Source organism: Skermanella pratensis (assembly GCF_008843145.1).
Classification (GTDB): domain Bacteria; phylum Pseudomonadota; class Alphaproteobacteria; order Azospirillales; family Azospirillaceae; genus Skermanella; species Skermanella pratensis.
The window spans coordinates 1,740,025-1,759,853 of sequence record NZ_CP030265.1 but is presented as its reverse complement, the minus strand read 5'-3'; the positions used below and the strand labels follow the sequence as shown (position 1 = coordinate 1,759,853).

At 66.2% G+C, this 19,829-nt stretch carries 16 protein-coding genes and 2 pseudogenes; 7 read left to right on the top strand and 11 right to left on the bottom strand.

The features are described 5' to 3' along the window. Positions 1 to 3: 3 nt before the first annotated feature. The 6 genes and pseudogenes from DPR14_RS07950 to DPR14_RS07925 all read right to left on the bottom strand — a co-directional run bounded on the left by DPR14_RS07950 (position 4) and on the right by DPR14_RS07925 (position 6,243). Positions 4 to 1,017: an ABC transporter permease subunit gene (locus tag DPR14_RS07950; protein WP_158044662.1), complete on the bottom strand. Its 1,014-nt coding sequence runs from the start codon at positions 1,015 to 1,017 to the stop codon at positions 4 to 6. A gap of 77 nt (positions 1,018 to 1,094) precedes the next feature. Continuing rightward, positions 1,095 to 2,686, bottom strand: a pseudogene (locus tag DPR14_RS07945) (ABC transporter substrate-binding protein). Positions 2,687 to 2,824: 138 nt separating this feature from the next. Next, the gene (locus tag DPR14_RS07940) at positions 2,825 to 4,369 is read right to left on the bottom strand and encodes a hybrid sensor histidine kinase/response regulator (protein WP_158044661.1); all 1,545 of its coding nucleotides are present in this window, start codon (positions 4,367 to 4,369) and stop codon (positions 2,825 to 2,827) included. Positions 4,370 to 4,466: 97 nt separating this feature from the next. Further along, positions 4,467 to 4,982 (bottom strand): hypothetical protein, encoded by a 516-nt coding sequence (locus DPR14_RS07935; RefSeq protein WP_158044660.1) that lies wholly within the window; start codon positions 4,980 to 4,982, stop codon positions 4,467 to 4,469. A 57-nt stretch (positions 4,983 to 5,039) separates the two neighbouring features. Further along, entirely contained in the window at positions 5,040 to 5,657 is a 618-nt protein-coding gene (locus DPR14_RS07930) for a hypothetical protein (RefSeq protein WP_246149006.1), read from the bottom strand. Further along, positions 5,638 to 6,243: a MotA/TolQ/ExbB proton channel family protein gene (locus DPR14_RS07925; protein ID WP_246149003.1), complete on the bottom strand. Its 606-nt coding sequence runs from the start codon at positions 6,241 to 6,243 to the stop codon at positions 5,638 to 5,640. The genes DPR14_RS07930 and DPR14_RS07925 overlap by 20 nt, the downstream gene beginning before the upstream one ends. A 271-nt stretch (positions 6,244 to 6,514) precedes the next feature. On the opposite strand from DPR14_RS07925, the gene DPR14_RS07920 reads away from it, so the two are divergent. The 7 genes and pseudogenes from DPR14_RS07920 (at position 6,515) to DPR14_RS07890 (ending at position 14,084) form a co-directional block, all read left to right on the top strand. After that, a complete protein-coding gene (locus DPR14_RS07920) occupies positions 6,515 to 6,943 on the top strand; it encodes a CBS domain-containing protein (protein WP_158044659.1) in 429 nt (142 codons plus the stop codon). Between the two features lie 273 nt (positions 6,944 to 7,216). After that, positions 7,217 to 8,514 (top strand): annotated as a pseudogene (gene urtA, locus DPR14_RS07915) (urea ABC transporter substrate-binding protein). A gap of 83 nt (positions 8,515 to 8,597) precedes the next feature. After that, complete coding sequence (urtB, locus tag DPR14_RS07910) at positions 8,598 to 10,304, top strand: urea ABC transporter permease subunit UrtB (protein WP_246149000.1); 1,707 nt, start codon at positions 8,598 to 8,600, stop codon at positions 10,302 to 10,304. A 4-nt stretch (positions 10,305 to 10,308) separates the two neighbouring features. After that, a complete protein-coding gene (gene urtC / locus DPR14_RS07905) occupies positions 10,309 to 11,469 on the top strand; it encodes an urea ABC transporter permease subunit UrtC (protein ID WP_211103944.1) in 1,161 nt (386 codons plus the stop codon). Beyond that, the gene (gene urtD, locus DPR14_RS07900; RefSeq protein ID WP_158044658.1) at positions 11,444 to 12,265 is read left to right on the top strand and encodes an urea ABC transporter ATP-binding protein UrtD; all 822 of its coding nucleotides are present in this window, start codon (positions 11,444 to 11,446) and stop codon (positions 12,263 to 12,265) included. The genes urtC and urtD overlap by 26 nt, the downstream gene beginning before the upstream one ends. A 4-nt stretch (positions 12,266 to 12,269) precedes the next feature. Next, positions 12,270 to 12,965: an urea ABC transporter ATP-binding subunit UrtE gene (gene urtE, locus DPR14_RS07895; protein WP_158044657.1), complete on the top strand. Its 696-nt coding sequence runs from the start codon at positions 12,270 to 12,272 to the stop codon at positions 12,963 to 12,965. Between the two features lie 105 nt (positions 12,966 to 13,070). Beyond that, a complete protein-coding gene (locus tag DPR14_RS07890; RefSeq protein WP_158044656.1) occupies positions 13,071 to 14,084 on the top strand; it encodes an Rpn family recombination-promoting nuclease/putative transposase in 1,014 nt (337 codons plus the stop codon). 12 nt (positions 14,085 to 14,096) lie between these two features. On the opposite strand, the gene DPR14_RS07885 is transcribed toward DPR14_RS07890, so the two are convergent. The 5 genes from DPR14_RS07885 to DPR14_RS07865 form a co-directional block, all read right to left on the bottom strand. After that, complete coding sequence (locus DPR14_RS07885; RefSeq protein ID WP_246148996.1) at positions 14,097 to 14,867, bottom strand: protein phosphatase CheZ; 771 nt, start codon at positions 14,865 to 14,867, stop codon at positions 14,097 to 14,099. Positions 14,868 to 15,009: 142 nt separating this feature from the next. After that, on the bottom strand, positions 15,010 to 16,107 hold the full coding sequence (locus DPR14_RS07880; protein ID WP_246148995.1) for a protein phosphatase CheZ: 1,098 nt from the start codon (positions 16,105 to 16,107) through the stop codon (positions 15,010 to 15,012). Positions 16,108 to 16,124: 17 nt separating this feature from the next. Further along, positions 16,125 to 16,490, bottom strand: a complete 366-nt coding sequence (locus DPR14_RS07875; RefSeq protein ID WP_037452520.1) for a chemotaxis response regulator CheY — start codon at positions 16,488 to 16,490, stop codon at positions 16,125 to 16,127. A 275-nt stretch (positions 16,491 to 16,765) separates the two neighbouring features. Further along, positions 16,766 to 18,820: an aminopeptidase P family protein gene (locus tag DPR14_RS07870; RefSeq protein ID WP_246148993.1), complete on the bottom strand. Its 2,055-nt coding sequence runs from the start codon at positions 18,818 to 18,820 to the stop codon at positions 16,766 to 16,768. A 113-nt stretch (positions 18,821 to 18,933) separates the two neighbouring features. After that, the gene (locus DPR14_RS07865; RefSeq protein WP_158044655.1) at positions 18,934 to 19,809 is read right to left on the bottom strand and encodes a 50S ribosomal protein L11 methyltransferase; all 876 of its coding nucleotides are present in this window, start codon (positions 19,807 to 19,809) and stop codon (positions 18,934 to 18,936) included. Positions 19,810 to 19,829: the final 20 nt, after the last annotated feature.

The following is a 19,829-nucleotide window of genomic DNA, read 5'->3' as shown; positions in this document are numbered from 1 at the left end:
GGCTCAGTGCCCCCCGTGACGGATGCGCGGATTGAGGATGCCATAGGTCAGGTCGACCAGCAGGTTGACCAGCATGATCACCGCGGCGACCAGCAGGACGCCGCCCTGGAGAACGGGATAGTCGCGCCTCGCCACGGATTCGATCAGCCACTTGCCGATGCCCGGCCAGGCGAAGATGGTCTCGGTCAGGATCGCGCCGGCGAACAGCACGCCGACCTGAAGACCGATGACGGTCACCACGGGGATCAGGGCGTTCCGAAGCGCATGCTGGGCGATCACCCGGAACGGCGCCAAGCCCTTGGCCCGCGCCGTGCGGATATAGTCTTCGCCCAGCACTTCCAGCATCGACGACCGGGTCATGCGCGCGATCACCGCGAGCGGCACGGTGCCGAGCACGATGGCGGGCAGGATCAGGTGCGACAGGGCCGAGGCGAAGGCGCCCTCCTCCTCCGATAGCAGGCTGTCGATCAGCAGGAAGCCGGTCACCGGCTCCACCCAGTACATGACGGAGATGCGCCCCGAAACCGGAGTCCAGCCCAGGTTGACCGAGAACAGCAGGATCAGCAGCAGCGCCCACCAGAAGATCGGCATGGAATAGCCGGTCAGGCTGATGCCCATCAGGCTATGGTCGAACACCGATCCGCGCTTGACCGCGGCGATGATGCCAAGCGGCAGGCCGATGATCATGGCGAACAGGATGGCGCAGACCGACAGCTCGATGGTCGCCGGGAACAGGGTCAGGAACTCGTCCAGGACGGGCGTGCGGGTCACGACGGACTGGCCGAGGTCGCCGCGCACCACGTCGGCGATGTAGGTGCCGTACTGGACCAACAGGGGCTTGTCCAAGCCCATGGCGGCCCGCAGTTCGGCATGGCGCTCGGGGGAGATGCCGCGCTCGCCGGCCATCAGCTCGACCGGGTCGCCCGGGACCAGCCGGATCAGCGCGAAGGTCAGCAGGGTCACGCCGATGAAGGTCGGAATGATCAGGCTGAACCGGGTCAGAATGAAACGGAACATGGTCAGCTTTATGTCTGCGGAAAAGCGGGATCGCCCCCTGCCCGGAGGGCAGGGGGGTCTTCAGCTTCCGATCGGTTCTAGTTCAGGTCCACGCCGTAGAAGATGTGGCCGCCGAACGGATCGATCTTGTAGTTCTGCACTTCCTTGCGGATCGGCTCGAACACGACGGAGTGGGCGACCGTGACCCATGGCGCCTGCTCCTTGAACACCACCTGCGCCTGTTCATAGAACTTGGTGCGCTCGGCGATGTCCGGCGTCCGCTTGGCCTTGACCAGCAATTCGTTGAACGGCTGATGGCAGAAGCGGGCGCGATTGGCGCTGCCGACCGCCTCGCAGCCGAGCAGGACATACAGGAAGTTGTCGGGGTCGCCGTTGTCGCCGGTCCAGCCCATCAGCATGGTCTGGTGCTCGCCGTCCTTGGTGCGGCGAAGGTACTCGCCCCACTCGTAGCTGACGATCTTGACCTTGACGCCGATCTTCGCCCAGTCGGCCTGGACCATCTCGGCCATGCGGCGGGCATTGGGGTTGTACGGCCGCTGCACCGGCATGGCCCACAGGTCGGTCTCGAAACCGTTGGGGAAACCGGCTTCGGCCAGCAGCTTGCGCGCCGCCTCCGGATCGTACCTGGTGTCCTCCACCGCATCGTTGTACGACCAGATGGTCGGCGGGATCGGGTTCTTGGCCGTCTTGCCGGCGCCCTGGTAGACCGCCTCGATGATGGCGTCCTTGTTGACCGCCATGCTCAGCGCCTGCCGCACCTTGACGTTGGTGAAGGGCTCCTTCTCGGTGTTGAAGGCGAGATAGCCGACGTTCAGGCCTTCCTGCGACATCAGGTTGATGGCCGGGTCGGTCTTCATGGCGGCGAGGTCGGCCGGGTTCGGGTAGGCCATGACATGGCACTCGCCGGCCTTCAGCTTGGCGTAGCGGACCGAGGCGTCCGGCGTGATCGAGAACACCAGCGTGTCGATCGGCGCCTTCCCGCCCAGTAATCCGGGTTGGCCCGATACCGGATGACGGCGTCCTTCTGGTATCCCACGAACTGGAACGGGCCGGTGCCGACCGGCTCCTGGTCGACCTTGGTCTGGGTGCCGGCCTTGGCCATCTGGTCGGCGTACTCGGCCGACTGGATGGACGCGAAATCCATCGCGAGGTTGGCGAGGAACGGCGCCTCGGGCTCGTTGAGGGTGAACTTGACCGTATAGTCGTCCACCGCCTCGATGCTCTTCAACAGCTTGGGCATGTCCATGCTGTTGAAATATTCGTACGCGCCGCCGGACACCGTATGATAGGGGTGCTCGGCCTTCCACTGGCGCTCGAACGTGAAGACCACGTCCTGGGCAGTGAAGTCGCGAGTCGGCTTGAACGACTTGGACGTGTGGAACTTCACGCCTTTGCGGAGCTTGAAGGTGTATTCCAGCCCCTCCTCCGACACTTCCCAGGATTCCGCCAGACCGGGCACGATCTTGGTCGTGCCGCGCTCGAAATGGACGAGCTTGTCGAAGACTTGGCGCGACGTCGCATCAAATGTCGTGCCTGCGGTGAAAAACGCAGGATTGAAACCTTCCGGGCTGCCTTCGGAGCAATAAACCAGAGTTTTTGCCGCGAGCGGTGAAGCGAAGCCCGCCGCGAGAGCCAACCCGAGGGCCGCCCCGCGCAGTGCTTGATGCATTTTAAGCCTCCTGTAAGCGTCTTTTCTTCAGACAGCTCTTTCCAGCGCGACTACCCGCGCCGAGATGTCGTGGTTCTCAGAATAGCCTTACAGGGAGAGTGACTGTCAATGTTAATGGATTGTTTCACGCGCAATTGATCATCGGGGTCCGATCGGGCGCATCAGGGCGGCTTCCATCACGTTTTTCAGATGATCCGGACCGAAGGGCCTCAGCAGCACGGAAACGTCGGCATCTCCCAGCAGCTTCACCCGCTCCGGCCCGTCGTCGCCGGAAACCACGATGGCCGGGATCGCCCGCCCGAAGCGCCGGCGCACCGAATCGACCGCTTCCAGGCCGTTGGCGGCGCTCCCCGGCCGAAGCTCGGCGATCAGGAGATCCGCCGCGGCGCCGGCCTTCTCGGGTACCGCCGCCGTTGCGACCGAACAATTCCAGCTTTCCAGCATGACCCGCAGCGCCGTCACCTGGACGGAGTCGCCGCCGATCACCAGGACCGAAACCGGATCCGCCGCCGCCGCCTCGCCGGCGCGCCCGGCACGGCGCATCGAGATCGTGAAGACGGATCCCTTGCCAACCGTCGAACAAACGTCGATGCCGTGGCCGAGCAGCCGGGCGGTCCGCTCCACGATCGCCAACCCAAGGCCGAGCCCCCGTCCCCGGTCGCGCGGCCCGGCCGCGGCGATCTGGACGAACTCTTCAAAGACGGCTGCCTTCTTGTCCTCCGCGATACCCGGGCCGGTATCCCAGACCTCGACGCGGACGCGGTCGCCGCGCCGTCGGCAGCCGATCATGATGCTGCCCTTGGCCGTGAAGCGGACCGCGTTGCCGATCAGGTGCTTGAGCATCCGCTCCAGCAGCACGGGGTCGGTGACGACGGCGGCGGAGCACGGCACGTAGCGCAGCCGCAATCCCTTCGCCAAGGCGGCCGGCTCGAACTCCCGGATCATCCTCTCCAGGATTTCGCCGACGCCGATCCGGACCACGGCCGGACGCACGGTCCCGGCGTCGAGCGTGGACAGCTCCAGCAACGACGTCATCAGAATTTCGCTCGACTGCACCGCCTCCTGGATGCGGGTCACCAGCGACTGCTGGCCCGGATCGGAGAGCTTGGTCTGCAGCAGGTGAAGGAACAGGTGGATCGCCTGATAGGGCTGGCGCAGGTCATGGTTGGCCGCGGACAGGAACCGCGACTTCGACCGCGTCGCCCGCTCCGCTTCCGCCCGGGCGGCCGCCAGCCGTCCGTCCATGGCGACCTGCTCCGCGATCTCCGTCCCGATCAGCCCGGCGATCCGGCGCAGGCTTTCGGTTTCCCGCCGGTCCGGATCGATCCTGGCCGCCGGCCCGCAGAGCCAGAGGCTGCCAAGTCTTTCCAGGTCCGGCCCGGCGATGGCGGCACCGGCCAGAACCTGCAAACCCGCGGCGGCTCCGCGGGAGAGCGGTTGAGGCCCGATCAGCAGGCCGGAGACATCCAGGCGGTCGCGGAGTGCCGCCAGATCCGGGCCCAGCGCCTCGGCCCTGTCCTCCGCGATGCCAGTGCAAGCCACTACGGAGACCGAACCGGCGCCGTCCAGGCAGAGAATGGCCGAAGGTGCTCCCATGACATGGGCGGCCAGATCCAGCAACCCGACGATGGTCCGGCGATTGACCGGGGGTGCCTCCGCGGCGCTCTCGTAGTCCGTCTGCATGACCTCGAACGATGCTGGCTGACAGTGATAACGGGATCAGCCTAGCACGCATGCTGAGAACGCACAGCATCGGATTACACCGATGGACAGTGCCCGGTCAGGCTGCCTGGCCGGGGCGCTGATACTCGATCCCGCCGCCGCCTCCGCCAGGTTCCTGCTTCTCCTGCATCTTGGGCTGGGGCAGCGCGTAGAAGCGCGGTTCGTTCCTGTCCCAGCTGGGTTCGAACGGCAGGCGCATCATCGCCGTGCTGCCATCGCGCTGGGCGTCCCGCATGGCCTGCTGGAGCTGTTCAGCCGTATCGCGATCCCAGGGGATACGATAGAGATTGGGGACCTGGTCCCACTGAAGGGTCAGGTAGATGGCCTCGCCCTCCACATAGGAGGCGCTGAGGATGGAGGCTTCCTTGACGTGGGCGCCGAGCCACTCGAGGCTGACCGGCTTGGCCCGTCCGAGCAGGGAAGCCGGGGCGGCATAGGCCGCGGGAAGAAGCAGGGCGAAAAGGGCCAGGATCAGCGCCCTTGCGAGACGCGAATGGGTCCACCGCAGCGCTACCAAGACAAGCATCAAACTGACGGCAGCGACGAAGACGAACAGGTAGGTCAAGTTTTCCATAGCGGGTTCCTGACGAAGTCGGATGTCGGTTCAGCGTCTCAAGCAAGCCTCTTTTATTTAAAATGTCTTGGCCGAACGCAGCGGTTTGAAGACGCTGTTCAGGCTGTTGGGCACGAGTTCGCCTTTTTCAGTCAAACGGAACCGGAAGGCGGTCAGTTCCTGACCTTCGCGATCCAATCTGACCGTTGTCGCCGCAATGGGCCGCGCCCCGGCCTCATTGTCGGACTTTACCCTCACCACGACCCGCACATTGATAGGGTATGTGTTTTCCAGATTTCGGAACAGATGGACATTCACCGTGTATTCGCCCGGTGGAATGCCCCGGCTGAACGACGTCTCGAAATTGACCTCCGTCGGGTCGGCGTGGCTGCCGAGGTCGTCGCGCAGCAGGTTGAAGATCAGGCCGCTCTTGTTGGAATATCCCACCGGGACGTCGCCGGGCGCCTGCACCCACAGATCGACGTCGGTGCGCAGCTTGTCGTCCCAGCGCAGCTCGACGATCACGTTGCCCGGCGGATCGGTCGAGCCTTCCGACTCCTTGCCTTTGGGATTGATATGGGGAAGCAGCAGCACGGTGACGAACATGAAGCCCGCCAGGGCCAGCAGGATGACGTCCCGGAAAACCGTTCCGCTGTCGTCTCCGGGATCCCATGGGTCATGCATGGCCGGCGTCAATCAACGCGGCGGCGAGGTTCGCCGTGCCGGTGGCCAGGAGCTGGTAGTTCGCCGCCAGCCAGAGGTTGAGGACCGACCCGACCAGGGTGGTGTATAGCGCCACTCCCATGCCTTCGATCAGGGTGCCGACGATGCCGCTGATGGCATTGACGTCGCTGGCATTGGCCGCGTTTACCTGTCCCAACGCCATGATGAAGCCGACCACCGTGCCGACCAGCCCGAGCAGAACGAGGGCATTGGCGATGTGCCGGATGAAGGCGATGCGGGAGAAGAGGCGCAGTTCGAGCGCGCGCGTGGCACTGGCCCCGCCGGTCTCCAGCGCTCGGCGGTACGTCGCGAGCCGCCCGCCCTCGGAAACCGGCGTATTGCCAGTGCGAAGGTTGTCGAGTTCCTGCGTCACCTTGTTGATGCGCCATGCGCTGGCCAGGAGGCCCACGACGAACAGCAGGAAGATAAGCACGCTGATCCGGCTGCTGTCCGCCACCAGCACCCGCTCCACCCACCCATTGACCCAGACGAGAAACAGCCCGGCGACGCCGACCATATTCAAGGCGACGAACCGGCTCCACAACAGCCAGTGGTGCATGCGCAACCCCTTCCATCATTGGAACTGAGGCAACGGCGCGGTCTCTCGGGGAGTCGGGAGTGGTCTTCGCGGTTCGAATGCCGCGGTCTATCCGCCCGATCGGAAAGTCGACCTGGACCGTCAGGTGAGCAACGGAATGTCCGGAGGAAAGTTCCTGTGGTCTTGGTGGGACCGATCACGATGCGGGAGGCGGGTGCGGCAAGCGGGAACTTTCCCCGAGGGGGTCCGGTTCTCGGCAGACTAGAGGTGTCAAGCCTGAAAGGAGATGACGATGAAGATCCGGGACATCATGACCACGGAGGTCGAACTCGTCCATCCCGACACTCTGCTGCGGGATGCCGCCCAAAAAATGCGCGATGTCGATACCGGTTTCCTGCCTGTCGGCGAGGACGACCGTCTGGTCGGCACCCTGACGGACCGCGACATCACCATCCGCGCCGTGGCGGAAGGGCACGATCCCAAGGTCACCCGCGTCCGGGAGGCCATGTCGGACAAGCTGGTCTATTGCATGGAGGACCAGGACAGCAGCGAGGCCGCGGAACTTATGGCGGAAAACGATATCCGGCGGTTGCCCGTGCTGAACAACGACAAACGCCTCGTCGGCGTGGTCTCGCTCGGCGATCTGGCGGCCCGCACCAACGACGACGACGTCGTCGGGCAGACGGTTCAGGATATCTCCAGCTCCCCGTCGAACGGCTGACGCCGTTGCCGGTCGAAACGGCGGCGAAAGACCGGATCTTTCGCCGCCGCGCCTATACGCCTTAGGAATTGCATGCTCATTGCATAAATACGCTATTTCTTGCTGATATTTTAACCTTTTGCCCAAACATTAGGCGACACACGGGGTCACTCCCTTCGTTGTGGCTACCCCTCGGCCGAGCAATGCCGTCACGTGCTCCGCCCTTCCCCCTCTGGCCCCGAAATTGCTCTTCTCCCGCCGGGCTTTAAACACGAAAAAGTTAGAGGCGAGAGCATGGGACTGTTCAAAAGCGGCATCAAGTCTGCGGCGCTGGGCTGCGCCGTCGCGGTTTCGGCACTGCTTGCCGGGGTGGCTCAAGCGGCGGACCCCATCAAGATCGGCGTGCTCCACTCCCTGTCGGGAACGATGGCGATCAGCGAGACGACGCTGAAGGACACCATCATGATGATGGTGGACGACCTTAACAAGAAGGGTGGCCTGCTGGGCCGGCCGGTCGAGGCCGTGGTGGTCGATCCCGCCTCCAACTGGCCGTTGTTCGCGGAAAAGGCGCGCGAGTTGATCGAGAAGGACAAGGTCGCGGCCGTGTTCGGCTGCTGGACCTCGGTCAGCCGCAAGTCCGTGCTCCCGGTCTTCGAGGAAAAGAACGGCCTGCTGTTCTATCCCGTTCAGTACGAGGGCGAGGAGTCCTCGCGCAACGTGTTCTACACCGGCGCCGCGCCGAACCAGCAGGCGATCCCGGCGGTCGAGTACCTGATGGGTCCCGAGGGCGGCGAGGTCAAGCGCTGGGTCCTGGCCGGCACCGACTACGTCTATCCGCGCACCACCAACAAGATCCTGGAAGCATTCCTGATCTCCAACGGTGTCGCCAAGGACGACATCATGATCAACTACACGCCGTTCGGTCACTCGGACTGGCAGACGATCGTGGCCGACATCAAGAAGTTCGCCTCGTCCGGCAAGAAGACCGCCGTCGTCTCGACCATCAACGGCGATGCCAACGTGCCGTTCTACAAGGAACTGGCCAATCAGGGCATCAAGGCGACCGACATCCCGGTGGTGGCCTTCTCGGTCGGCGAAGAGGAACTGGCCGGCATCGACACGTCCAACCTGGTCGGCCACCTCGCCGCCTGGAACTACTTCATGTCGGTGGACACGCCGGAGAACGCCGCCTTCATCAAGCAGTGGCACGCCTTCACCAAGAACGAGAAGCGCGTCACCAACGACCCGATGGAAGCCCACTACATCGGCTTCAAGATGTGGACCCAGGCGGTCCTGCAGGCCGGCACCACCGAGGTCAATGCCGTCCGCCAGGCCATGTACGGCCAGAAGGTGCGCAGCCCGAGCGGCTACGACGTCGTGATGAACACCAACCATCACCTGTCCAAGCCGGTGATGATCGGCGAGATCCAGGCCGACGGCCAGTTCTCGATCGTGTCGCAGACCGACGAGGCGATCAAGGGCGCCGCCTGGAGCCCCTACATCCCGAGTCCGCCAAGCTGACGGCCGACTGGACCTTCCCCTGGGTCTGCGGAAACTGCGCCGAGCCCAAGTTCGGCGCCTACGCCAAGTAACAACCCGTCCCGTGGCCTTCTCCGGACCTGTTCCGGGGAAGGCCATCTGGCCCTTGCCGGGCCGCACGCCGGGGGAAAGCTCCTTGACCATCCTGAATTCATGCCTTGCGACGGCCGCCCGGGTTCTGCGCGGCCTTCATGCCGTCATTCTGGCCGCCCTGGTGGTCGGCGGGCTCGCGGGTTTCGGCATCGCGCTCGGCACCTTCGCCGCCTCGTCCGCCTGGGCGGACGATTATGGCGACGCGGTCGCGGGACTGGCGGCTCCGGGGTTCACCGAGAAGGTCGCGGCCATCGAAGCGCTGGCGCGGCTGGGCGACGACCGCGCGACGCCGGTCCTGCAAGCCATGTCGGAGAACCGTCTCTACAACCGCAAGGACGACGGCCGGCTGGTGATCGGCAGCGCCGGACGCGACATCTCCCTGACCGACGCCGTGACCGGCGAAGCCCTCGGAACCGCCACGAGCCGCGACCTGACCCGCATCAACGTGAACAACGCGCTGCGCACGGCGCTGGCGGGCGCCGTCGGCCGGCTCCAGATCAACAATCCCGACCCGGCCAAGCGTCTTGCCGCCGCCGAGACCATGGCCCGCGACCGTACGCCCGAAGCCGCGGCGCTGCTTCGCGAGGCGCTGGACCGGGAGACGGTCGAGGATGTTCGCGCCGCCATGGCGCTGACCTACGCCAAGATGAGCCTGGGCAGCCCCGACCCGGCGGAGCGGCTGGCCGCGGTCAACGACCTGTCCCAGCGGCTGACGCCCGAGGTGCGGGCCCTGGTGACTCCGCTGGCGGCCGTCAATGCGGACGGCACCTTCGCCGAACCGGATGCCCGGGTGCGCGCCGCCGCGACCGACCTGCTCGGCCGGATCGACAGCCGCCTCGCCATGACCGAACTTGCGCTCAACCTGTTCCAGGGGATCAGCCTGGGCTCGGTCCTGCTGCTCGCCGCGATCGGACTCGCCATCACTTTCGGCGTGATGGGCGTGATCAACATGGCCCACGGCGAGATGATCATGCTGGGCGCCTACACCACGGTGGTGGTGCAGCAGCTGTTCCGCGAATGGATTCCCGCCGATTTCTTCGGCCTTTACCTGGTCGTCTCGATCCCGGCCGCCTTCCTGGTGGCGGGCGCCGTCGGCGTCGTGATGGAGCGCGGCATCATCCGCTTCCTGTACGGCAGGCCGCTGGAAACGCTGCTGGCGACCTGGGGCATCAGCCTGATGCTTCAGCAGGCGGTGCGCGCGATCTTCGGCGCGCCGAACAAGGAGGTCTCCAACCCCGGCTGGATGACGGGGGCCTGGGAAGCCATGCCGGGCATGGTGCTGACCTACAACCGTATCGCGATCATCCTGTTCGCCATCGCGGTCCTGGCGGGCTTGGCGGCGCTGCTGCGCTACACCCCGTTCGGCCTGCAGATGCGCGCGGTGACGCAGAACCGGAACATGGCGTCGGCGATGGGCATCCGCACCGGCTGGGTCGACGCCCTGACCTTCGGCCTCGGCTCCGGCATCGCCGGGGTGGCCGGGGTGGCGCTCAGCCAGATCGGCAACGTCAGTCCCAACCTGGGCCAGGGCTACATCGTGGACAGCTTCATGGTGGTCGTGTTCGGCGGGGTGGGCAGCCTGTGGGGCGTGCTGGCGGGCGCCATGACGCTGGGCATCTTCAACAAGTTCCTGGAGCCCTATGCGGGCGCCATGCTCGGCAAGATCCTGATCCTCGTCTTCATCATCCTGTTCATCCAGAAGCGCCCGCGCGGCCTGTTCGCGCTCAAGGGCCGCGCCGCGGAGGCCTGAAGCCATGCTGCTGATGTCGCGTCTCGCGACCCTGGAATCCCGCCGCGGCTGGCAGGTCTTCCTGATCCTCCTGGCGCTCACGATCGTGCTGGTGCCGGTGCTGAACCTGGCGCTGCCGCCGGAGAGCCCGTTCCACTTGCCCACATACATGCTGAGCCTGCTCGGCAAGTACCTGTGCTTCGCCCTGCTCGCCCTCAGCCTGGACCTGATCTGGGGCTATGCCGGCGCGCTGAGCCTGGGCCATGGCGCCTTCTTCGCGCTCGGCGGCTACTGCATGGGCATGTACCTGATGCGCCAGATCGGAGATCGCAGCGTCTACGGCAACGCGGAGATTCCCGATTTCATGGTGTTCCTGAACTGGAGCGAGCTGCCCTGGTACTGGTGGGGCTTCGACCAGTTCTGGTTTGCCATGCTGATGGTGATGGCGGTGCCGGGCCTTCTGGCCTTCGCGCTGGGCTGGCTGACATTCCGGTCGCGGATCACCGGCGTTTATTTCTCGATCATCACCCAGGCGATGGTGTTCGCCCTGATGCTGGCCTTCTTCCGCAACGAGATGGGCTTCGGCGGGAACAACGGCCTGACCGATTTCAAGGAGATCCTGGGATACAACATCCAGGACCAGGGCACCCGGATCGGACTCTACGTCGCCTCCGCCCTGGTGCTGGCGCTGGGCTATCTGGTCAGCCGCTTCATCGTCACGTCCAAGCTGGGCCGGGTGCTGATGGCGATCCGCGACGCGGAGAGCCGGGTGCGCTTCCTGGGCTATTCGGTGACCAACGCCAAGCTGTTCGTGTTCACCGTGTCGGCCATGCTGGCCGGCGTCGCCGGGGCGCTGTACGTGCCGCAGGTCGGCATCATCAACCCGTCGGAGTTCTCGCCCGGCAACTCGATCGAGATCGCGGTCTGGGTCGCGGTAGGCGGACGCGGCACCCTGTTCGGCGCCATCCTGGGAGCCTTCACGGTCAACGGCGCCAAAAGCTTCTTCACCGGGGCGGCGCCGGAGTTCTGGCTGTTCTTCCTGGGCGCCCTGTTCATCGTCTGCACCCTGTTCCTGCCGCGCGGCATCGTCGGCCTGGCGGGCCAGGTCAGGGACAGGATCGCCCTCAGATCCACTTCGGCACCCAAGGAGGTCGGCGGCAATGCTGCGAGCAAGCACGGCGCCTGACGCCGCTGAACTGACCCTGCCGGTCGAGGCGACGCCGGTCCGCACCGCCCGCCAGCCGGCCGGGTCGATCCTGTACCTGGACGGCGTGTCGGTCAGCTTCGACGGGTTCAAGGCGCTGAACAGCCTGAGCCTGGTCATCGACAAGGGCGAGATGCGCACCATCATCGGCCCGAACGGCGCCGGCAAGACGACGATGATGGACGTCATCACCGGCAAGACGAAGCCGAACACCGGCGACGTGCTGTTCAACGGCAGTGTCGACCTGACCCGGCTGGACGAGGCGGCGATCGCCAATCTCGGGATCGGCCGCAAGTTCCAGAAGCCGACTGTTTTCGAGCACCTCACCGTGTTCGAGAACCTGGAACTGGCGCTGAAGACCGACCGCGGCACCTTCGCAACGCTGTTCTTCCACCTGACCGGACAGCAGGCCCGCCGGATCGACGAGATCCTCGGCGTCATCGGGCTGGGCGACCGGCGGACGGAGAAGGCCGGCGCCCTGAGCCACGGCCAGAAGCAGTGGCTGGAGATCGGCATGTTGCTGATGCAGGAAGGCCAGCTTCTGCTGCTGGACGAACCGGTCGCGGGCATGACCGACCACGAGACCGAGACGACCGCCCGCCTGTTGCTCGACATCGCGCGGGAACGCTCCATCGTGGTGGTCGAGCATGACATGGAGTTCGTCCGGGCGCTGGGCGCCAAGGTGACGGTCCTGCACGAGGGATCGGTCCTGGCAGAAGGATCGATCGACACCGTGCAGGCCGACCATCGCGTCATCGAAGTCTATCTGGGGCGCTGAAACCATGCTGACCGTCGAAGACGTGGACCTCTATTACGGCGCCAGCCACATCCTGCGCCGGGTCGGGTTGAACGCGCCGAAGGGCGCCGTCACCTGCCTGCTCGGGCGCAACGGCGTCGGCAAGACCAGCCTGCTGCGCGCGGTGCTGGGGCTGGAGCCAATCCGCCACGGCCGTATCCTGTGGGAGGGCCAAGACATCGCCCGCCTGGCACCGCACGACCGCGCCCGGCGCGGCATCGCCTATGTGCCGCAGGGCCGCGAGATCTTTCCCCGGCTGTCGGTGCTGGAGAACCTCCAGACCGGCTTCGCCCCCCTGCCCCGCAAGGACCGCACGATCCCGGACGAGATCTTCGAACTCTTCCCCGTTCTGAAGAGCATGCTGAACCGGCGCGGCGGCGACCTGTCCGGCGGACAGCAGCAGCAACTCGCCATCGCCCGCGCCTTGGTCACGCGACCCCGCTTGATGATTTTGGACGAGCCGACCGAGGGCATCCAGCCTTCCATCATCAAGCTGATCGAGGCGGTGATCCGCAAGCTGGGTGACCGCGGCGACATGGCGATCCTGCTGGTCGAACAGTATTTCGAGTTCGCCCGCGACCTTGCGGATCACTTCGCGGTGATGGACCGCGGAGAGGTGGTGCTGGCCGGCCCCAAGGCCGGCATGGTGGAGACGGAGGTGAGGCGGTACCTGACGGTGTGAAGATGCCGCAGGGCGGCAGTCCGGGCGCGGGACGCAGGCAGCTTGCGGGCAGGCGGGTCTTGCACGTATGGGAGCACTTCCATCGCATACGGCTGCAACCCGCCCATGTCCCCCCGCATCACCCGGCGCCACGACCAATTCTTCAAGCTCCTGCTCGACCAGCCCGGGGCCGCCGGCGCGTTGCTGAAGGAACGATTGCCGGCCGAAGTCGCCAACCGGCTTGGGCCGGAAGCGCCGGAGCCGGTGAACACCTCGTTCGTCGATGGCGAACTGCGGGAGTACCGGACGGACCGTCTCTACCGTGTCCGCACCAGGGACGGTCGCCACGCCCTGATATATGTTCTAGTCGAGCACAAGTCTTCTCCCGACCCTGGCATTGGGCTGCAACTGCTGATCTACATGGTCAGGATCTGGGAATGGTGGCTGCGGAACGAGGGCGGGACACCGGACAGCGCGCACCGGCGCCTGCCTCTGATCATGCCGCTGGTGGTCTATCACGGAAGGTCCGAGTGGCAGGTGCCGCTCACCTTCGCCGATGGGCTTGATTTCGACGACGAGGCGCTGCGGCCCCATGTCCTGGATTTCCGCTACTCGCTGGCCGACCTGGGCCGCATCGACGACGCACGGCTCTCGCGTCAGAAGGCGTTGCGGATCGGGCTGCTGATCCTGAAGCATGGCGACGGCAGCGGCGATCTGCGGACCAAGCTGCTGAGGCTGGGCCGCGCGGCGGCGGCCCTCGGTACCGATGACTTGATAACCCTGGTGCGCTACATTGTCGCCGAGCCCAATGAGATACCGCCGGGGCTCCTGAGCGAGGTGCTCGGGGAAATTCTGCCGGGCCAGGAGGAGAGGGTCATGTCCATCGCGTCTGAACAATGGATGGCCGAAGGCATCCAGATCGGCAAAGTCCAGGGCAAAGCGGAAGGCAAAGCGGAAGGCAAAGCGGAAGGCAAAGCCGAGATCCTGTTGCGCCAGCTCCGCCGCCGCTTCGGAACCGTGCCGGAGACCACTCTCCAGCGCGTGCTCCAGGCATCCGACGACGATCTGAACATGTGGGCCGACCGCATTCTCGATGCGGCGAGCCTGGAGGCGGTCTTCGCGCCGCGCAAGGCGAACTGACTGCTTCGAGGGTCACCCGAACAGCGCGTCAATGTCCGCCTGGCTGATCATGCCCTTGTTTGGATCCGCCTTGTTCGGTCCGTGGAGTTCCAGGTCGCCGTCCTTGGCGGCGATGCCGGGGGGCAGCGGCATGGTTTCGAACTCGCGCTTGTGCCAGACGCCCATCATGGCATCCACCCGCTCCTCGATGAAGGCGAGCGCGCGGACGACCTTGGTGATGCGCTGGCCCGTCAGATCCTGGAAATTGCACGCCTCGAAGATTCGGACGATCATCTCGTTCATGTCGTTGACGCGGCTCGACTGGTAGCCGTCGGGCAGCTGCGCCCTCAGTTCCTGGACGATCTCCTCGATCTCCTCCGTGCAGGAGATGATCGTGTTGGTGGCCGCCTCCGTGGCGCTCACCACGGCGCTCAGCTCTTCCGAAGCCTGCTGGAACTTGTCCTCGCTGGCGAGAGGATGGCGGAGCGCCGCCATTTCCGCCTTGGTCGCCTTGATCCGGCCGGAAATGTCGGCGATCTCCACCTGGATCTGCTCGATGTCGGTCCGATCGCTGCTCATGAACCGGTCGAACTTCGCATGAAGCTCCGCGATCGATCGAAGGACGGGGGTGTGGTCGACCTCGACGGAGATCGGACCCGCGGGCAGGCCTGCATCAGGCGAGAGAGGAGCGGTCAAACCCGCCGGCTCCGCCTGCGGGGAACCGGGCGCCGCGGCCCGCCGGGCTTGCTGCAATTCCGCCATGAAAGGCTTGCGCGCGCTCCGCCCGGTAGTCTCGACCATCATCCCCTGCCCCTCTTGTAGTTCCGATGGTCCTCGGCGTAGCGCCAGGGACCGCGATTTGTGTCGCCCGACGACAAGTTTGCGGGCATTTCGTTAAAATCGATTGAACCCGCACAATCCGGTATGTTCGCCTCGTTACGCGCTCTCAGCCGAACAGGGCGTCGATCGCGGACTGATCCAGCGCCGCCTTGGGTGCGGGTGCGGCAGCTGTTGGGGGTGGCGGCGGTGGAGCCGGTGCTGGCGCTGGAGGCGGCGGCGGCGGGGGAGGAGGAGGTGGCGCCGCGACGACCGGCGGCGGTTCAGGCGCCGGAGTTGGAGGCGGCGGCGGCGGCGGACTGGCCACCTTTTCGACGGGCGGCGGAGCCGGCTTGGCCGCGCCTTTCGGCTTCGGCGAAGCCTTTTCCGCCTTGCGCGCGGCTTTCGGCGGGGCGGAGGCAGGAGCGGCGGGTCGGGCCGCTGGCGGAGGTGGCGGCGGAATCGGCGCCGCCGCCTTGACGGGCTTCGGCGGCGGAGTTGGTGCGGGCGGCGGATCGGCGAACAGGGCATCCACGTCCGACTGGCTGACGCCCTGCCCGTCCAGGGCCGGGCCGTTCAGCAGATGCGCGTCGGGACGCTTGTCGATGAAGACGTCGGGCAACTCGTCGGCGGGCTTCACGCCCTCCACGCCCCAGATCGCGATCATCGCGTTGACGCGCTGCTCGATGTAGCGCAAGGCGTTCACCACCTTGCTCGTGCGCTGCCCGGTGAGGTCCTGGAAGGAGCAGGCGGTGAAGATGTTCATCACCTCCGACTCGACCTCGGTGCAGAGATCGGGATCGGCACCACCCTTGCGCAGCTTGGCTCCCAAGTCCATCAGGCGTTCGGCGGAATTGAGGATGTCGAACGACGCGCGTTCGGTCGCCGAGACGATGGCGTCCAACTCGTTCGTCGCCGACAGGATCTTGTTGTTTCCACTGTCCGGGGGCTGTAGTGCCGCGACTTCGCGGCGGGCCTTCTCGATCGAGCCGGCCATCTCCAGCAGTTCGCGCCGCAGCACCTCGAGATGCGACGCTCCACCGGAGATCGGTGCGCCCTGGGTCAGCAGGCACCGCATCTGTTCGAGCATGATGCGGATATCGTCCGCCACGCCGCCCTGAGCACGCTGGGCATAGCGCCGCAGAAAGGCACGACCCTTCGCGGTGCGCGCGACGGTATCCTCGATATGCTCGAACTCGTCTTCGGTGAGCTGCACCAGCTTGTCCACCACCGCCCCCGTACCCGTCACCCACCGATGACGGACTGGATCTTCTGCTTCAGCGTGTCGGCGTTGAAGGGCTTGACGATGTAGTTGTTGACGCCGGCTTCCTTGGCGGCGACGACGTTCTCGGTCTTGCTTTCGGCTGTGACCATGATGAAGGGCGTGCCGTTCAGCTTGTTGTCGGCGCGGATCTCCTTGAGAAGCTGAAGACCCGTCATCGGCTCCATGTTCCAGTCGGAGATCACCAGGCCGAACTTGCTCTCGCGCAGCTTGGCGAGCGCGGTGACGCCGTCGCCCGCTTCCTCGATATCGGAATAACCGATCTGGGTCAGCAGGTTACGGACGATACGCCGCATGGTTGCGTAATCATCGACCACAAGGATCTTCATGGTGTGCTCCAAAATACATCCGTTGACGATGGCCGTGCCGACGCGATCCGTTCGGTCGCCGCAACCCGGCCATTTCATCCGCAGCGCCCGGACTCCGCCGATCCGAACGCCGCAATTTGATAATTCGCGTCAGCATGCGACCCGACGGCTACGGCCGAATGCTGCAGCGTCCACCATGCTGTGCGAGCGTAAATATTGCGTTTAAACCGACGCGGATATGCCTATTCGCCGACCCGGCCCGCATGCCGGGACCTGATCCGGCGAAGCGTCGGCTTTCAATCCATGAGAGGATTCGTCGCCTGGATCAGCCAAGCGGCGGTCGCTGGATCCAGTTGCGGCACCAGGTATTCGCGGACTCGGGCGTGATAGGCGTTGAGCCACGCGATCTCCGTGGAAGTCAGCAGGGTCGGCTCGACCAGCACCAAGTCGATCGGAGCCAGGGTCAGCGTCTCGAACGACAGCATGGGCCGCTCCGCACCCTCCAGATCCGCACAGGGCTGGACCGCGACAAGGTTCTCGATCCTGATGCCGTACGCGCCGGTCCGGTAATAGCCAGGCTCGTTCGACAGGATCATGCCCGGCTCCAGCGCGACCGTGTTGCCGACCTTGGAGATCCTCTGCGGCCCTTCATGGACGCTGAGATAGCTGCCGACTCCGTGGCCGGTGCCATGGTCAAAATCCAGTCCCTTCTGCCACAAGGCGTGCCGGGCGAGGCTGTCGAGCTGGGAGCCGGTCGTCCCCTTGGGAAAGCGGACCGTCGCGATGGCGATATGCCCCTTCAGCACGAGGGTGAAATGCTCCCGCATTTCCGGCGTCGGTTCGCCGATCGAGACTGTCCGCGTGATGTCGGTGGTACCGTCCAGGTACTGCGCGCCGCTGTCGATCAGGTACAGGCTGCCCGGGGCGAGGCGCCGTTCCGTCCTGGGTGACACCCTGTAATGGACGATGGCGCCGTTCGGCCCGAATCCGGAGATGGTCTCGAAGCTGAGGTCGCGGAACAGCGCTCCCTCGCGCCTCAGGTCGAGCAGCCTGGCCGCGGCCGCGATCTCCCCCACTTCCCCGGTCGGACCGGCCGAGGCGACCCAAGCCAGGAAGCGGGTGACCGCAACGGCGTCGCGCGCGTGGGCCGCGCGGGCGCCCGCCAGTTCGACCTCGTTCTTTCGGGACTTGGGCAGCGTGACGGGATCGGAGTCGCGCTCCACCTTGGCATCGGCCAGCAGCAGCCTGTCGAAGATCCAGGCGGCGGCGGAGGCCGGATCGACCCTGACCTTCGCGCCGGCCATCCCGCCGAACCGGTCGAGCGCCGGGCCGAACTCGTCCGGATCGCGAATTGCCACGTGGTTGCCCAGATGCTCCTCCAGACCGGGCGCAAGCTTGCGACGGTCGATGAAGAGATCCGTGGCGCCCTGGTCGTCGATGATCGCGAAGGACAGCGGCAGCGGCGTGTGCGGGACGTCGCCGCCCCGGATGTTCAGCAGCCAGGCGATCGAGTCGGGCTGGGTCAGCACCGCCGCCGCATGCCCCGCCTGCTTCAGCGCCATAGCCACGTCGGCCTGCTTCTCCGCCGCCGGCTTGCCGGCGAAGCGCAAGTCGTGGGGCACCACGGGAGCGAGCGGCACCGGCGGCTGATCGGGCCAGACCGCATCGACGGGATTGTCCGGGCAGGCCAGCAGCTCTCCGCCGACGCGGCTCAGGACGGCCCGCAGGCGCTCGACCCAGCCGACCGTATGGAGCCACGGATCGTATCCGATACGGCCACCCCGGGGCAGCGCCGCGGCGATCCATTCCGCGTGGGGATCTTCGGTCAGGTGCTTGTACTGGAACAGCGCGGGCGAGACCTCCGCCTGGGCCTGCAGGGTGTAGCGCCCGTCGACGAAGATGGCGGCCTGGTCGAGCAGCACGACGGCCAGCCCGGCGGAGCCGGTGAACCCGGCGATCCAGGCAAGCCGCTCGGCGCGGGCCGGAACATATTCCCCCTGGTGCTCGTCCGAGCGGGGCACGACGAACCCGGAAAGCCCGCGCCGGGACAGTTCTGCCCGCAGCGCCGCGACGCGGGCGGCATGGTCCGGGACGGCGGCCTGACGGGAACTCCGCTCCGCCGCCAGGATCGCGCGCAGCGCCTTGAGCTCGGCGACCAGGGGAGCCGGCAGGCGTCCCCCGCCCAGCAGTTCGAGCCAGGCATCCGGGTCATTCCCCACGGGCGCCGCGACGATCCCGGCGACCAGGGCCCTGATCTCCGCCGACGACCGGCCGAGCCCGGCCTGCTTCAGCAGCCGGTCAAGGGAGCCGTCTCCGCCATACTCGCCCGAAGCCGTCGCGATGCCCTCCACGGGAGAAACCTTCCTCTGGTTGCCGGAACTGCTTGCCGTCCGGAAGGCTAGATCCCCCTACCCCTCCGCGCAAGGACGAATACCGGCGGCAAGCCGGACTTCCGGAACCGCCCTCAGCCGCGGAGGACCAGGGTCCGCCACTCGCCGACCGGAATGCGGCCGACCAGCCGCAATCCCTGCGACCGGTGGGCGGCGAGAACCCAGTTCTCGTGCCGGTCCAGCAGCCCCGACAGCACCGCGTAGCCGCCGGGCCGCAGGGCGCGGCGCAGGTCGGGCGCCATGCGGGCCAGCGGCCGGGCCAGGATGTTGCTGGCGATCAGGTCGTAGGGACGGCCCCGCCGGACCGCGTCCACCTTGTAGCCGTTGCCGCCGACCGCCCGGACCAGGGCCGACACCCGGTTGCGCCGCGCATTCAGGCGGGTCACGCGCACGGACTCGGCGTCGATGTCCGAAGCGACGACCGGAACATGCCAGAGCTTGGCGATCGCGAGCGCCAGGATGCCCGACCCGCAGCCCATGTCGAGCGCCCGGCCGACCGGAAAATGCCTGGACAACCGGTCCAGCGCCACCAGGCAGCCGTAGGTCGTCGCATGCTCGCCGGAGCCGAAGGCCGTCGCCGCATCGACCAGCAGCCCGACCGCGGACGGCGGCACCCCGCCTTCATGGTGCGAACCGTAGATGAAGCAGCGCCCGGCGCGGATCGGCGGAAAGCTCTTGTACGACCTGGTGAGCCAGTCGAGCTGGGGGACCGGTTCGATCACCATCGCGGGTTCCGGGATCCCCATCGCCTCGGCCAGGACGGCGATCCGGGCCGTCAGCCAGGCCCGGTCGGGCTCCCCGTGGGAGATCGCCTCGACCAGCCAGCTCACCCCCTCCTCGACCTCGAAGGTCGAAACGGAGACCGCGTGGTCGCCCACGGCGTCGGCGAAGAAGGCCACCAGGTTTTCGGGCACGGTGAGCGCGATGCGCCAGAGATCGGGAATGGTCATGACACGGGGAACCCGGCGTT